At 62.8% G+C, this 13,091-nt stretch carries 11 protein-coding genes; 6 read left to right on the forward strand and 5 right to left on the reverse strand.

Translation table 11 applies throughout. The features are described 5' to 3' along the window. Positions 1–97: 97 nt before the first annotated feature. Positions 98–865 carry a type II secretion system protein gene (locus K1X11_RS01905; RefSeq protein ID WP_221028824.1) on the reverse strand — a complete coding sequence of 256 codons (768 nt, stop codon included), beginning with the start codon at positions 863–865 and terminating at the stop codon, positions 98–100. A 114-nt stretch (positions 866–979) separates the two neighbouring features. On the opposite strand from K1X11_RS01905, the gene ilvE reads away from it, so the two are divergent. The 4 genes from ilvE (at position 980) to K1X11_RS01925 (ending at position 6,239) form a co-directional block, all read left to right on the forward strand. Continuing rightward, positions 980–1,846 carry a branched-chain-amino-acid transaminase gene (gene ilvE, locus K1X11_RS01910; protein WP_221028823.1) on the forward strand — a complete coding sequence of 289 codons (867 nt, stop codon included), beginning with the start codon at positions 980–982 and terminating at the stop codon, positions 1,844–1,846. 246 nt (positions 1,847–2,092) lie between these two features. Then, positions 2,093–2,602, forward strand: coding sequence for a UvrB/UvrC motif-containing protein (locus K1X11_RS01915; RefSeq protein ID WP_221028822.1), 510 nt, complete (start codon positions 2,093–2,095; stop codon positions 2,600–2,602). Next, a complete protein-coding gene (locus K1X11_RS01920; protein WP_221028821.1) occupies positions 2,602–3,696 on the forward strand; it encodes a protein arginine kinase in 1,095 nt (364 codons plus the stop codon). Before K1X11_RS01915 ends, K1X11_RS01920 begins: the two co-directional genes overlap by 1 nt. Positions 3,697–3,725: 29 nt before the next feature. Then, on the forward strand, positions 3,726–6,239 hold the full coding sequence (locus K1X11_RS01925) for an ATP-dependent Clp protease ATP-binding subunit (protein ID WP_225919200.1): 2,514 nt from the start codon (positions 3,726–3,728) through the stop codon (positions 6,237–6,239). A 140-nt stretch (positions 6,240–6,379) separates the two neighbouring features. On the opposite strand, the gene K1X11_RS01930 is transcribed toward K1X11_RS01925, so the two are convergent. Further along, positions 6,380–7,324 (reverse strand): peptidase inhibitor family I36 protein, encoded by a 945-nt coding sequence (locus tag K1X11_RS01930; protein ID WP_221028819.1) that lies wholly within the window; start codon positions 7,322–7,324, stop codon positions 6,380–6,382. A gap of 91 nt (positions 7,325–7,415) precedes the next feature. Then, positions 7,416–7,994, reverse strand: a complete 579-nt coding sequence (gene hpt, locus K1X11_RS01935) for a hypoxanthine phosphoribosyltransferase (RefSeq protein ID WP_225919199.1) — start codon at positions 7,992–7,994, stop codon at positions 7,416–7,418. 118 nt (positions 7,995–8,112) lie between these two features. Here hpt and K1X11_RS01940 point away from each other — a divergent pair, with 118 nt between their 5' ends. Both K1X11_RS01940 and K1X11_RS01945 read left to right on the forward strand, forming a co-directional pair. Next, positions 8,113–9,183 carry an ABC transporter ATP-binding protein gene (locus K1X11_RS01940; protein ID WP_221028817.1) on the forward strand — a complete coding sequence of 357 codons (1,071 nt, stop codon included), beginning with the start codon at positions 8,113–8,115 and terminating at the stop codon, positions 9,181–9,183. Between the two features lie 28 nt (positions 9,184–9,211). Further along, positions 9,212–10,825 carry an ABC transporter substrate-binding protein gene (locus tag K1X11_RS01945; protein WP_225919198.1) on the forward strand — a complete coding sequence of 538 codons (1,614 nt, stop codon included), beginning with the start codon at positions 9,212–9,214 and terminating at the stop codon, positions 10,823–10,825. Here K1X11_RS01945 and K1X11_RS01950 read toward each other — a convergent pair. Then, positions 10,815–12,371: a creatininase family protein gene (locus K1X11_RS01950; protein WP_324726060.1), complete on the reverse strand. Its 1,557-nt coding sequence runs from the start codon at positions 12,369–12,371 to the stop codon at positions 10,815–10,817. The genes K1X11_RS01945 and K1X11_RS01950 overlap by 11 nt on opposite strands. 2 nt (positions 12,372–12,373) lie before the next feature. Next, positions 12,374–13,069 carry a hypothetical protein gene (locus K1X11_RS01955; protein ID WP_221028816.1) on the reverse strand — a complete coding sequence of 232 codons (696 nt, stop codon included), beginning with the start codon at positions 13,067–13,069 and terminating at the stop codon, positions 12,374–12,376. Positions 13,070–13,091: the final 22 nt, after the last annotated feature.

Genomic DNA, 13,091 nt, shown 5'->3' on the forward strand with positions numbered 1-13,091 from the left:
TCGGGGGTTAGGGGCAGTAAACGGTTAATTGTAAAACGAAGAAGCCCGGTCGCGTGGACCGGGCGGACTGACAGTTGGAAAGGCGAGGGAGGCGGTGTCAGGGCCCTTGGAGGGCGCTGGTGCCGTTGGGGCTGGCCACGCCGTTGCCGGAATCCATGCCAAGGATACGCACGGTGCTGCGGTTGGGCACGGCTTGGCGCAGGTTGGAGGTGGGGCGGCCGGTGTTGCTGACCAGGCGATCTTCGATGGAGGCGAAGAATTCGACGTTGCCGCCGAGAAAGACGATGAAGCCGCCGGCGTCGCCGTAGGGCCCGCGGTTGGGGTCGTCATCGGCGGTGCCTTCGCCGGACCAGGTGCCATCGGTGCGCAGGCCGCGGGTGAAGGCGATTGGGGTGGTGGGCGGATCGCCGGCGCGTAGGCCGGCAACGACATTCCAGGAAAGGGTGGGGAGGGCGGTGAGATCGGGGTGCAGGGTCGGCGGCGTCGTCACATCCGGATCGAGCACGGTGAGAGGCAGAGCATTCGGATCGATGGCGTCATCGAGTTTCGAAACGAAAAGCGTCGGGTCGTTCAGACCGCCGAAGCGGGCGATTTGGCCGAACCATTGCCAGTAGGCTTGGTTGGTGCCGCCGATGGTGCGGCTGGTCTGGGTGGGGTTGGGCAGAGCGTCGCGGTTGGCGGTGGAGTAGAGCATGGCAGCCTTGCCGATTTCGCTCAAATTACTGCTGTCGACCGCGCGTTGAGCCGAGTCCCGGGCGCCGCCCATCGAAGGGATGATGATCGCAGCGAGAATGCCGATGATGGTGATGACGGTGAGCAACTCGATGAGCGAGAAGCCCGCGGTGGGACGGGGAGAAACTTTCATCTTAGGCGGAAGACCGGTGCGTCACAGCAGCTTACGCGCCCATGCGTAACACAAGAAGAAAGTCCCCGCCGAGCTGGACAATTGTGTGACGGATTTCCTAGCGTCCGCCCCTCTATGAAAGTTTTCCTCGACGGCCAATTGGTGGATCAAGCTGACGCGAAAATCTCCGTGTTCGATCACGGTCTCCTCTACGGTGACGGCATTTTTGAAGGCATCCGCATCTATGACGGCAATGTCTTCCGCCTCGAGGAACACCTGGAGCGTTTTGAATATTCGGCGAAAGCCATCCTGCTCAAGATGCCGTGGTCGCGTCAGGAGATCAGTGACGCGGTCTGCGACACGTGCCGGGCCAACGGTCTGAAGGATGGCTACATCCGTCTCGTCGCCACGCGCGGTGTTGGTGATTTAGGCCTCTCCCCGTGGCTGTGCCCGAAGCCCTCGCTCTTTGTCATCGCCGACAAAATCAAGCTCTACCCGCAGGAGCACTACGAGAAGGGTTTGGCCATCGTCACGGTGCCGACGCGCCGGATGAACCCAGCGGCGTTGAGCCCGGCGATCAAGTCGCTGAACTACCTCAACAACATCATGGCCAAGATGGAGGCGCAGCAGTTTGGCGCGCTAGAGGCGATCATGTTGAACGACCAGGGCCTCGTGGCCGAGTGCACCGGCGACAACGTTTTCGTGGTGCACAAGGGCAAGATTTTCACCCCGTCCGCTCAGCAGGGCGCCCTCAAGGGCATCACCCGCGATGCCATCTTCGACCTCGCCGCCAAGCTCGGCCTGCCAATGGAAGAGCATGAGCTGACCCGTTACGACATCTGGAACGCCGATGAGTGTTTCCTCACCGGCACGGGCGCCGAGGTGATCCCGGTGGTGAAGCTGGACGGCCGCGAGATCGGCAACGGCACTCCTGGACCGATCTTCAAGCAGGTGCTGGAGGCGTTCCACCAGCTGGTCCGCGAAGACGGCACCAAGCTCTGATCCGCCCCCAGCTCCACGTTCGGCGCGGCGGCGCTTTCGCCCGCGCCAAGCGTGCCAGTCCGTCACACCCGCTGTGCCACGCGGGCTCGGCTTGTCTCAGCCCAGACTGAGCGCGATTAAACTCACCCCGGGGTCTTGCCTCTAATTCACGGGGTGGCATGATGTGTGCACTCGGAGGGGGATGGCCTTGCGGTCGTTTACCCGGCCCGAAACAGCCCGTTACACTTTTCCAACGTTTTCTCATCCATGGCTAGCCCGCTAAAATGTGACCTCTGCGATAACCCGGCGACGGTCCATCTCACCCAAATTGTGAACCACAAGGTGCACAAAGTAGACCTGTGCGAATCCTGTGCGCAGGCCAAGGGTGTCACCGATCCCAGTGGTTTTTCGCTGGCCGATCTGCTGCTGAAGGCGTCCCTCAACCCAGAGCCCACCGCACCGGCGGGTCTGCGTTGCGAGCACTGCGGCTATGCGCCGGATGACTTCAAAAAGTCGGGCCGCTTTGGCTGCCCGCAGTGCTACGAGACCTTTACCGATCTGCTCGAGCCCATGCTCGACAACATGCACAAAGGCACCGCCCATACCGGCAAGATTCCGGAGCGGGCCCTGCAACGTAAGCAGCTCCACGACCGTTTGCACGAGTTGGAGTCCGAGCTCCAGAGCGCGATCAAAGCCGAACGTTACGAAGACGCCGCGAAGTTCCGCGACGAGATCGTCCAAGTCCGCCAAGAGGCGGGTCTTTCCACCGCCAGCTGATGCCCCTCGACATCGACAAATTACTCTCCACGCCGGCCGAGCTGACCGACAACTCGACCGCGAAGTGCCCGGTGGTGCTCATGACGCGCATCCGCTTGGCGCGCAACCTGTCCACGCATTGCTTCCCGGGCCGGGCTGACGACGGTGAGCGCAAAGAAATTTTCAACCGCTGCCGCGAAGCCATCATGGCGACCAGCAGCATGAAGCGCGGAATGAGCGTGGCCGTGGACGAACTCGCGCCCTTGCAGCGCCAAGTCCTCGTCGAGCGCCACCTGATCAGCCGTGAGCTCAGCGCCGCCAAGTCTGGCGCAGGTGCGGCGATCAACAAGGATCAGAGTGTCTCGGTCATGATCAACGAGGAGGACCACCTGCGCATTCAAGTCCTGCGCAACGGTTTCCAACTCAAGCGCACTTGGACGGCCATCAACGCGCTCGATACGGCGCTCGAAAGCTCGCTCGACTACGCGTTTTCGCCGCGCCTCGGTTATGTCACGGCCTGCCCGACCAATCTCGGCACGGGCATGCGCGCCTCCGCCATGATGCACCTGCCGGCGCTCGTGATCGCCGGGCAGATGGAAAAGGTCGTCCGCGCGGTCAACCAGCTGGGCATGGTCGTCCGCGGTCTCTTCGGCGAAGGGTCCGACGCCAGCGGCAGCATGTTCCAAATTTCGAATCAGACGACCTTGGGCGAATCGGAGCCTGATATCGTTAAACGCTTGCATAACGTGTTGCAGTCCATCGTCGATCACGAGCTGAACGCCCGGGCGAAGCTGCTGGAAACCGATCCCGCGAAGTTGCCGGACAAAATTGGCCGTGCTTACGGTATTTTGAAGCACGGGCATGTAATAAGCTCATCCGAGGCGATGAATTTGCTCTCGCTGGTGCGTCTCGGCGTGGATCTGGGCTACTTGCCCGATGAGTATCGCACCGTCGTCGACCGCCTCTTCATTGAGGCGCAACCCGGACACATCCTGCACCGGGCCGACAAACCTAAGTTAGAATCTGATGAACGAGATCGTCTCCGTGCCGATCTATTGAGGTCAGAGTTTGCCAATTTCCCGACTCCCGGCTATCCCACAGCTGGGAATAACTGAATTTCCAAAACCCTTTCATGTCTGAGCCGATGAATAATTTCACTCCCCGCGCCCAACAAGTCCTGGCCCTCGCCAGAAAGGAGGCCGACCGCTTCAACCACAACTACGTGGGCACGGAGCACATCCTACTCGGTTTGATCAAGCTCGGGCAGGGCGTGGCCGTAAGCGTGCTGCAGAAAATGGGGCTCGACCTGGAGACCGTGCGCGGCGCGGTCGAGAAACAGGTCGGCACTGGCACCGAGTCCAAGACCCAAGGCAGCATCCCCTACACGCCCCGCGTGAAGAAGGTCCTCGCCCTCGCCGGCAAGGAAGCCAAGGCCCTCAACCACTCTTACGTCGGCACTGAGCACATCCTGCTCGGCCTCCTCCGCGAAGGCGAAGGCGTGGCCGCCCGCGTGCTCAAGTCGCTCGACATCGATATCGAGCGCACTCGCAACGAGATCCTCCGTGAACTCGACCCGCAATTCTCCGGCGGCGAGAACGATCCCGGCGCCGAAGAGGCCGCCGCGCCGTCTCCCCGCGGTGGCGGTGACGACAAGAAGGACGTCAAGACCCCGGCCCTCAAGGCCTTCGGTCGCGACCTCACCGAACTGGCTCGCAAGGGCGAACTCGACCCGGTGGTGGGCCGCAAGCACGAGATCCGCCGCGTCATCCAGATCCTCTGCCGCCGCACCAAGAACAACCCGGTGCTCATCGGTGAAGCCGGCGTTGGCAAAACCGCCATTGTCGAAGGTCTCGCCCAGGAAATCTCCAGCGGCATCGTCCCCGAGATCCTCCTCGACAAGAAGGTCATCACCCTCGACCTCGCCCTCATGGTCGCCGGCACCAAATACCGCGGTCAATTCGAGGAGCGCATCAAGGCCGTGATGGACGAGATCAAGCGCGCCAAGAACATCATCCTCTTCATCGACGAGCTCCACACCATCGTGGGTGCCGGCGCCGCCGAAGGGGCGATGGACGCCTCCAACATCTTCAAGCCCGCTCTCTCTCGCGGTGAGCTGCAGTGCATCGGCGCGACCACCCTCAACGAGTATCGCAAATACATCGAGAAGGACAGCGCCCTCGATCGCCGCTTCCAGTCCGTGAAGGTCGAGCCGCCGTCCGTCGAGGACACCGTTACGATCCTCAAGGGCATCCGCGGCAAGTATGAGGATCACCACAAGGCGATCTTCACCGACCTGTCCCTTGAGACCGCCGCCAAGCTTTCCGACCGCTACATCACGGGCCGTTTCCTCCCGGACAAGGCCATCGACGTGATGGACGAAGCCGGTGCTCGCGCCCGTATTTCTTCCCTCAACCGCCCGCCGGAACTCGAAGATCTCTCCAAAGAGATCGACGAGGTCTGCGCCAAGAAGGAAGAGGCCATCGCTGGCCAACACTTCGAGGAAGCCGCCCAATTCCGCGACAAGGAGAAGCAACTCCGCGCCAAGCTGGAAGAGGTCACCGAGACCTGGAAAAAGGAACGCGAAGAGAACAAGATCACCATCGATGACGAGATGATGATGCAGGTCGTCGCCGACTGGACCGGTATCCCGCTCAACCGCATGGAGAAGAAGGAGACCGAGCGCCTCCTCAACCTCGAGAACGAGATCCAGAAGACCGTCGTGGGTCAGGAAGTAGCCGCCGTGGCCATCGCCCGGGCGCTGCGCCGCTCCCGCGCCGACCTCAAGGACCCGCGTCGCCCGATCGGTTCCTTCATGTTCGTCGGTCCGACCGGTGTCGGTAAGACCGAGACGGCCAAGCAACTCGCCGCGCAAATGTTCGGTAATCAGGACGCGCTGGTGCAGATCGACATGAGCGAATACATGGAGAAGTTCGCCGTCTCCCGTCTCGTCGGTTCGCCTCCCGGCTACGTCGGTTACGAGGAAGGTGGTCAGCTTACCGAGGCCGTGCGCCGCAAGCCTTACTCGGTCATCCTCTTCGACGAAATCGAGAAGGCTCACCCGGACGTGCTCCAGCTCCTCCTCCAGATTCTGGAAGACGGCCGCCTGACGGACTCGCTTGGTCGCCAAGTCGATTTCCGCAACACCATCATCATCATGACCTCCAACGTGGGTGCGTCGCTGCTGCAGCGCCAAACCTCGATGGGCTTTGCCGCCGCCACCGGCAGCTTCAGCGACATGGAAATGATGCGTGAGAAGGTGCTCGAGGAAGCCAAGCGCGTCTTCAAGCCGGAGTTCCTCAACCGCATTTCGGACATCATCTTCTTCCGTCCGTTGGAGAAGAAGGATCTGGTCCAGATCGTGGAGATCGAGGTGAAGAAATTCGCCACCCGTCTCACCGACCGGAACATCACCCTCGAGTTCACCGAAGAGGCCAAGCAGCTCCTCATCGACAAGGGCTACGACGAGAAATACGGCGCGCGTCCGTTGCGCCGGGCCGTCGAGCACTACCTCGAAGACCCGCTGGCCGAAGCGATCATCCGTGGCACCGTCAAGGACGGCGAGCCGGTGCGGGTGGTGCGCAACGGTGATGCGCTGGAGTTCGAAGCGGTCGAGCCCAGCGAGCCCACCTCCTCGGCCGATGCCGAAGTGGGATCCTAAAGGCCGCGACCCGACCTAGTTTTTAAAACAAGAGCCGCCCCGATTTTGGGGCGGCTCTTTTGTTGAGTGATTGGTTGGGGCGGGAGGAGACTGGCTGAGGGGCAGGGCGGAATGCCGGCTGAAGCCGGCACTACGGTCGTTCAGCGGCGGTTGTGCTTGGACTTGTATTCCGGACTCTTCCGCAGGGCGTCTTCGACGCGGGTGAAGGTCCAGTCGGCGCGCACGACGCGGTCGGTGTAGAACTTGAGTCCGGCGGGATCTGGTTCGCGCTTGAGCAGCTCGCGATAGATTTCGGTGATGCGGCGCGGCACCACGACGGTGCGGTATTCTACACTGCGGGTAAGTTCACGACGGAGGCGTTCTTCGGTCCAACCGCGGTCCTCGACGATGCCCACGTAAGTGTTCAGGCCCTGGGCATCGGGTTCGCGTCCCAGCACATCCACGTAGGCGCGCTTCACAACACGTTCGGTTTGGCGCCGCTGTTCGATCCGGTCGCGTTCACGGTCTCGACCCCAGCCGTCGTTGCGCCAGTCGTTGCCGCCCTGACCGCCGTCGCCGCGACCATAATCGCGGTCGTGGTCGTCGTGCCCGCGGCCGCGATCGTCGTCGCGCCCAGTCCAGCGGTCGCGGTCGCGGCGGCCGCCGGAGGCCTCGCGGACGATTACTGAAGAGAGGTTGTTGTCCCAATCTTCGACCCCGTCGGAGAGAGAAATGTCTTCCAGGTCAGGCGAGCTGCGGGTGAGGGTGATGTGTTCGCCCTTGAAGTCCCGGTATTCGTAGAGCGTGACTTCGACGCGACCCTGCACCCAGACGGAGGAAACGCGGTTGTTGGCGTTGCGGCCGGAAGGGAAGCTCTGGAAGCGGAAGTCGTCCACTTGATCGCCGACGGAGAGCACGATGCGTTCGCCGGTATAGTTACGGCCCGAAAACAGCACGATGCGGGCTTCCTCTTCTTCCGGGCGGTCCCGGTTGCGGCCGCGATCGTCGTCCCGGTCATCGTGGCGGGACTGACCGAGCAACGCGGAGGGCAGGGTGAGCGCCAGCATGGCGGCGCCGGTGAGCACGGTGCGAAGGGTCGTTTTCATGGGGAATGTGACGCCGCAGCGGGGCGGCGTATTCAAAAACTCATGCGCCGGTCGAAAGATTGGCGGCCGGGCGCCGTTTCTTACCGCAGCCTCAGGCCCACTCCGGAGGATTCTGCAGGTCGGGCTTCAGGACGCCGATGCAGGGCAGGTTGCGGTAGCGCTCGGCGAAATCCAGGCCGTAGCCGACGACAAATTTGTCGGGGATTTCAAAGCCCACAAACTCGGCATCGAATGGGACTTCGCGGCGGCCCTTTTTGTCGAGCAACACGCAGGTCTTCACGCTGGCCGGGTTCAGTTTGCTGATGACGTTGGTCACCATCGCCAACGTTTTGCCGGTATCGAGGATGTCGTCGATGAGCAGCACATGACGGTTGGTCACGTCGAGGGTGAGGCTGTGGAGCAGCTTCGGTTTGCCGATGGATTTGGTCTCGTTGCGGTAGCTGGAAATGCGGATGCAATCGAGGCGCACTGGATTGGGGATGGCGCGCAGCAGATCGGCAGTGAAGAGGATGGCGCCATTGATGATCGCGATGACCGTGATCTCCTCATCGCCATAGGTTTGCTGAATCTCTGCCCCCAGTTTTTTGATACGTCGTTTGATCGACGTTTCGGTGACCAAAATGGTCTCGAGATCTGCGTGGGCGGGATGGATCTTCAGCGAGCTAGCCATTGGCGGATGATGGAGCAGCATCGAAGGCCGCTGGGCAAGGGCAGAGGCGTTACGGCAGGGTTATTTACTTTGACTAGGCATGGGGGCGCTTCTTGCCTGCCCCGCAGCTCTGCGCGGCATGATTTCCATCCAAGTTGACCAATTGACGAAGCGGTTCGGCACCACAGTGGCTCTCCACCAGTTGAACCTGCGAATTGAACCCGGTGAGTTGTTTTTTCTGCTCGGCCCCAGCGGTTGCGGCAAAACGACCCTGCTGCGCAGCCTGGCTGGCTTCTACATCCCGGAGGAGGGCAAGATACACTTCGGCGAGGAAGAGGTCACGCGCCTCGAGCCGCACAAGCGGAACACGGGCATGATGTTTCAAAGTTACGCGCTGTGGCCGCATATGACGGTGGCGCAGAACGTGGCCTTCGGTCTTGAGGAACGCCGCGTGCCCAAGGCCGACATCAAGCGCCGCGTCGGCGAGGCCCTCGAGTCGGTGCGCATGAGCGCCTACGCCGAGCGTTCACCCAATCAGCTTTCCGGCGGACAGCAGCAACGTGTCGCGCTGGCGCGAGCACTGGTGATTCGCCCGCGCTGCCTGTTGCTCGACGAACCGCTCTCCAATCTCGACGCCAAGCTCCGCTTGGAGATGCGCACGGAGATCCGCCGCGTGTGTAAGGAGTTTCAACTGACGACGGTCTATGTGACCCACGACCAGAAGGAGGCGCTCTCCATTTCCGACCGCATGGCCATCCTCGAGAACGGCCACATTCTGCAGGTGGGCGCGCCGCAGGAGGTCTACCGCCGCCCGCGCCGCAAAACCGTGGCGCACTTCATCGGCGAGACCGATCTCATCCCCGGCAAACTCGTGGGCGTGGAGGGCGAGAACGCCATCGTGGATACCGCGGTGGGCCGTTTCCACGGCGTGTTGGGCGATCCGACCGAGAAGCCGGCCACGGGTAGCGACGTGACGCTTTCCATCCGGCCCGAGTGCTGGGCGCTTAAAGACAACGGGGCCGACATCAACGCGGTGCCGGGACGCATCGGTGATTCGGTTTATTTGGGCGAAGTGGCCCAATACGATTTTGTGTCCAACGGGCAGAACCTGAAAGTCTACGAACTCAACCCGCGTCACGTGGCCGGAGCCGGCGAGGGGGCTTTGCACGCTCATGTGGAGCCGCAGGACGTCGTGGTCCTGACGGCCTGAGGTCGATCGTCGCGCTCCTATTCGGGACATGAAACGACTCGTTATCATCCTCGCCCTGGCGCTCGTCATTGCCGTCCCCTTCCTCCTCCGTCCCGAACAGGATGCTCGAGTGGATGCCGACGATGAGCTGGTCATCATCACGCCGCACAACGAAGCGATTCGTCATGAGTTCGGCATCGCCTTCGCCCGTTGGTATCAGGAACGCACCGGCCGTTCGGTGGCGATTGACTGGCGCGTGATCGGCGGCACCAGCGAGATCGCGCGCTTCCTCGAGGGCGAGTATGTCGCCTCATTCCGTAACCATTGGACGAATACGCTCGACCGCTCCTGGAGCAACGCGGTGCAGTCGGCCTTTCACAACGGTCGCCTCGGCGACGATGCGACGGCGGAAGAGCGGGAAGCGCGGGAGGCGTTCATGGCCTCCAACGTCGGCTGCGGCATCGACCTGTTCTTTGGCGGCGGCACCTACGACTTCATTCGCCAGGCGCGCGCGGGTCGCCTCGTGCCGACGCGTATCTTCGACACGCATCCCGAGTGGTTTGCTCCCGAGATCATCCCGCAGGAGTTTGCCGGTGAGGAGTATTGGGATTTGGGCCACCGTTGGTTGGGCACCGTGCTCAGCAGCTATGGCTTGGTTTACAACAATGACGTGCTGAAGAATCGCGGCATTGAACAGGCCCCGACGCAATGGAGCGACTTACAGGACCCGCGTTTGATGGGCACCGTCGCGCTGACCGATCCGACCAAGAGCGGCTCCATTGCCAAGGCGTTTGAGAACGTGATCCAGCAGCAGATGCAGCAGCGCCTCTATGCGCTGGAGGGCACGCCGGGTCTTTCGGCCGAGGAGGCGGAGACCCAGGCCGTGCATGCCGGTTGGACCGATGGGCTGCAATTGCTGCAGTTGGCGGCCGCCAACGCCCGTTACTTTACCGACACCTCGCAGAAGCCGCCCATCGATGTGGCGACGGGCAATTGCGCGGTCGGTATGTGCATCGATTTCTACGGCCGGCAACAGGCCGAGGCCGTGCGTCGCCGCGGCGACAGCGTGCGAGTCGACTACGTCTCTCCTCCCGGCGGGAGTGTGAGCTCGGTCGATCCGGTCGGCATTTTGCGCGGGGCCCGAAACTTGGAAGTCGCGGAGCTTTTCATCGAGTTTGTGATGTCGATGGAGGGGCAAAAGCTGTGGAATTTTGAGCCCGATGCCCCGGGCGGCCCCGAGTTGTTTGCCCTGCGGCGCCTGCCGGTGCGGCGAGACTTCTACGTCGATGAGTTTAAGACCCACCGCTCGGACCCCGAGGATGCGCCTTACGAATCGGATGAGCAGTTGATCTATCGCTCCAGTTGGACCGGCGGCCTGTTCCGCGAAATGTCGCTCATCGTGCGTATCATGGGTTTTGATACACACCCGGAGTTGGTGGAGGCGTGGAAGGATATCGTCGCGGCGGGACAGCCGCCCGAAGCCATGGCGGTGTTTCAGAACATGGACGCCGTGAGCTACGACATCGCTTTCGGTCGCATCAAGTCGACGCTCGGCGCGCGCGATAAGGTGGAGGAGTTGGAGCTCGCGAAGGAGCTGGGGCAGCATTTCCGCGAGCAATACGCCCGCGCCGCCGCCATTGCGCGCGGCGACATCAAGCCTTGAGCAAGTCGCGGATCTGCTCCGCCAGTTGATCCATCGCGGCTTCGAACCACCGCTCTCCCTTCTCGGCAGTGGCGGCGGTGGCGTCGCCCATGACGCCGTCGGGGGCGATGTCGCGGGTCATCCACGAGAAGATGGCCGGTGCGCTCTCCGGACGGAGTAGGCCAGGATCTTGGAGCGTCGCCGGGTAGTGACAGAGGGCCTTGTCCATCGCCACGAGGTGCGGGGCGATGTGGAGCATGATGGACGTTTCCCATTCGCCGGCGTGGAAGCCCCATGTTGCTTCCTGGGCGGAAAGCTCGTTGGTCGATGGCACCTTCAGCATGCCGGCGCGCACACCCCAGCGCTGTTGAATCTCACGCAGGGTGTAAACGAGCACCGCGCTATTGCCGCCGTGCGTGTTTAAAAGCGCGAACTGACGAAAACCGAGCGCCACCAGCTTCTCGATCTGCGCGAGCAGAAGCCGGCGCAGGCTGCGGGCGCTGAGCGAGATGGTGCCGGGATAATCGAGATGCTCGTTGCTTTTGCCGAGCGGTAGCGGCGGGCCAAACCACACCGGTGCATCGGGCAAGCGAGCGGAAAGGGCCGCGCACGTGGCTTCGCCGATGTAGGCATCCACGCCCACGGGGAGATGCGGCCCGTGCTGTTCGATCGCCCCTACCGGGATGATGATCAATGCCTGTTCTTTGCTGGGCATCGAGGTCAGCTCCGAAGTGTTCAGAGCTGGCAAATAGCGGGAACGTCGGGGACCGGGAAACGGTGGGCATTCGGGAATCTTTACCGACGTCGGAGCAATCCAAGCGGAGGCTTCCGGCCGGGGGTTGAGTCCCGGGCGCACCATGACCTCGGTCAACAGCGCGGCGAGTCGGGCGGCGGCTTCGGCCAGGATGGTATCGCCGGACAGCGAAAGGTCAGGCTCGACCGCGGGCACGGAGCGCCAGTTGCCGGGACGAAAGCTCAAGTCGATCGGCGGCGGCAGAGTGGTCGGAGACGGCGGGCACGGCGTTTGCCCGAGCACGCTGGCAGCCACGGCTTGAGCGCGGGCACGGTCGGGCGAATTGGGGTGCAGATGCAGGTCGAGGCCGCCCAACTCGATCACGAAGGTTTGGAGCGACAACCCCACGCGCACATCGCGGGACGCGGCGTCGATCCACTCACCACTCCAAGGGCTGGTGCAGAAAAAGAGCAGCCGCTCGTAGCCCGCTTGCTTCACGCCTGCTGCGATCTCGTGGAGCACGTCGTGGGCGGTTTCCGGATCGAGTCCCCCGAGGTCGGCGAGCCCGGGATAGGGGGCCAGCACTTGGCGCCACGGTGGCAGCACACGGACCACACCGGGATGTGGCAGCGCGCGCAGGGCGTTGGAGAGCACCGCACCGCCGATCACTTCCTCGACGTCCTGCCCGAGTCCGAGGCCGTGGTCACCCCAGCCGTGCAGCGGCAGGATGGCGAGACGTCCGGCGCTCTGCGCGAGGGCGTCCGCGCCAAAGTCGGGCGACGGGCTGTCGGCCCAGGCGGTCGGGCCGGAAAGAGTCGAAAGCGAGAGCGGCACGTTCAGGGCGTCGGGGTTTTGCCGGCGTAACGATGATCTGAATACGAAATCGTCATGTCGGAATCGAGGGATTTGAAGAAGAAGGCGCGCCCGCGCACGGTGACATGAATGTGCTGCAGGAGGGAGGGCGTGTCTTCTTCCGGCAGGGAGTAGTCGATAACGGTGCGAGCGAGCGCCACCTTTACGCCGAGGACGGGAGAGAAGGGTTCAAAGCTGGCCAGCTCCACGCGCTCGATCGTTTGGGTGGGCGTGTGGAAGGTGAGGGTGACGCGCATGTGTTCGGCCGAAGTGTCGTCGTCGCCACCGGGCACCAGGTCGAAGAGCCAGATCTCGCGGGGGCCGTTGGTTTCGGTCAGACGGGCGCTGGCGAGGTCGAGTTGTTCTTTGATGTTGGGCGCGGTGAAGCCGCCGCTGCGGCGCGTCTGTTGCTCGCGATAGGTGCGCAGCTCTTCGGGAGTCGGCGGCTGACCATTCTCGCTGACGAGGGTCATCTTGAGGTGGTCCGGCTGCAACGGATCGAAGGTTTCAACCCGGCTGCGCTCGGCCGTCGAAACCGTTTGGGTGAACGCCCAGCCTTTGGGGCCCTCGGTGCGAAACGCGTCGAGGGCGGCCTGCAGTTCAGGGGAAGGCGCGGCGGAGAGCACTCCGGCGAGGAGGAGGAAACAGGCGAACAAAAACGGCGACCGACGACGGGACATATCCGCCAGCGAACCGCGCCCG

Source organism: Actomonas aquatica (assembly GCF_019679435.2).
Taxonomy (GTDB): domain Bacteria; phylum Verrucomicrobiota; class Verrucomicrobiia; order Opitutales; family Opitutaceae; genus Actomonas; species Actomonas aquatica.

Excerpts from the sequence above, each read along its gene's own strand:
- K1X11_RS01920 (WP_221028821.1), top strand. The coding sequence starts at position 2,602 with ATGCCCCTCGACATCGACAAATTACTCTCCACGCCGGCCGAGCTGACC.
- K1X11_RS01925 (WP_225919200.1), top strand. The coding sequence starts at position 3,726 with ATGAATAATTTCACTCCCCGCGCCCAACAAGTCCTGGCCCTCGCCAGA.
- ilvE (WP_221028823.1), top strand. The coding sequence starts at position 980 with ATGAAAGTTTTCCTCGACGGCCAATTGGTGGATCAAGCTGACGCGAAA.
- K1X11_RS01930 (WP_221028819.1), bottom strand. The coding sequence starts at position 7,324 with ATGAAAACGACCCTTCGCACCGTGCTCACCGGCGCCGCCATGCTGGCG.
- hpt (WP_225919199.1), bottom strand. The coding sequence starts at position 7,994 with ATGGCTAGCTCGCTGAAGATCCATCCCGCCCACGCAGATCTCGAGACC.
- K1X11_RS01905 (WP_221028824.1), bottom strand. The coding sequence starts at position 865 with ATGAAAGTTTCTCCCCGTCCCACCGCGGGCTTCTCGCTCATCGAGTTG.
- K1X11_RS01915 (WP_221028822.1), top strand. The coding sequence starts at position 2,093 with ATGGCTAGCCCGCTAAAATGTGACCTCTGCGATAACCCGGCGACGGTC.
- K1X11_RS01940 (WP_221028817.1), top strand. The coding sequence starts at position 8,113 with ATGATTTCCATCCAAGTTGACCAATTGACGAAGCGGTTCGGCACCACA.
- K1X11_RS01955 (WP_221028816.1), bottom strand. The coding sequence starts at position 13,069 with ATGTCCCGTCGTCGGTCGCCGTTTTTGTTCGCCTGTTTCCTCCTCCTC.
- K1X11_RS01945 (WP_225919198.1), top strand. The coding sequence starts at position 9,212 with ATGAAACGACTCGTTATCATCCTCGCCCTGGCGCTCGTCATTGCCGTC.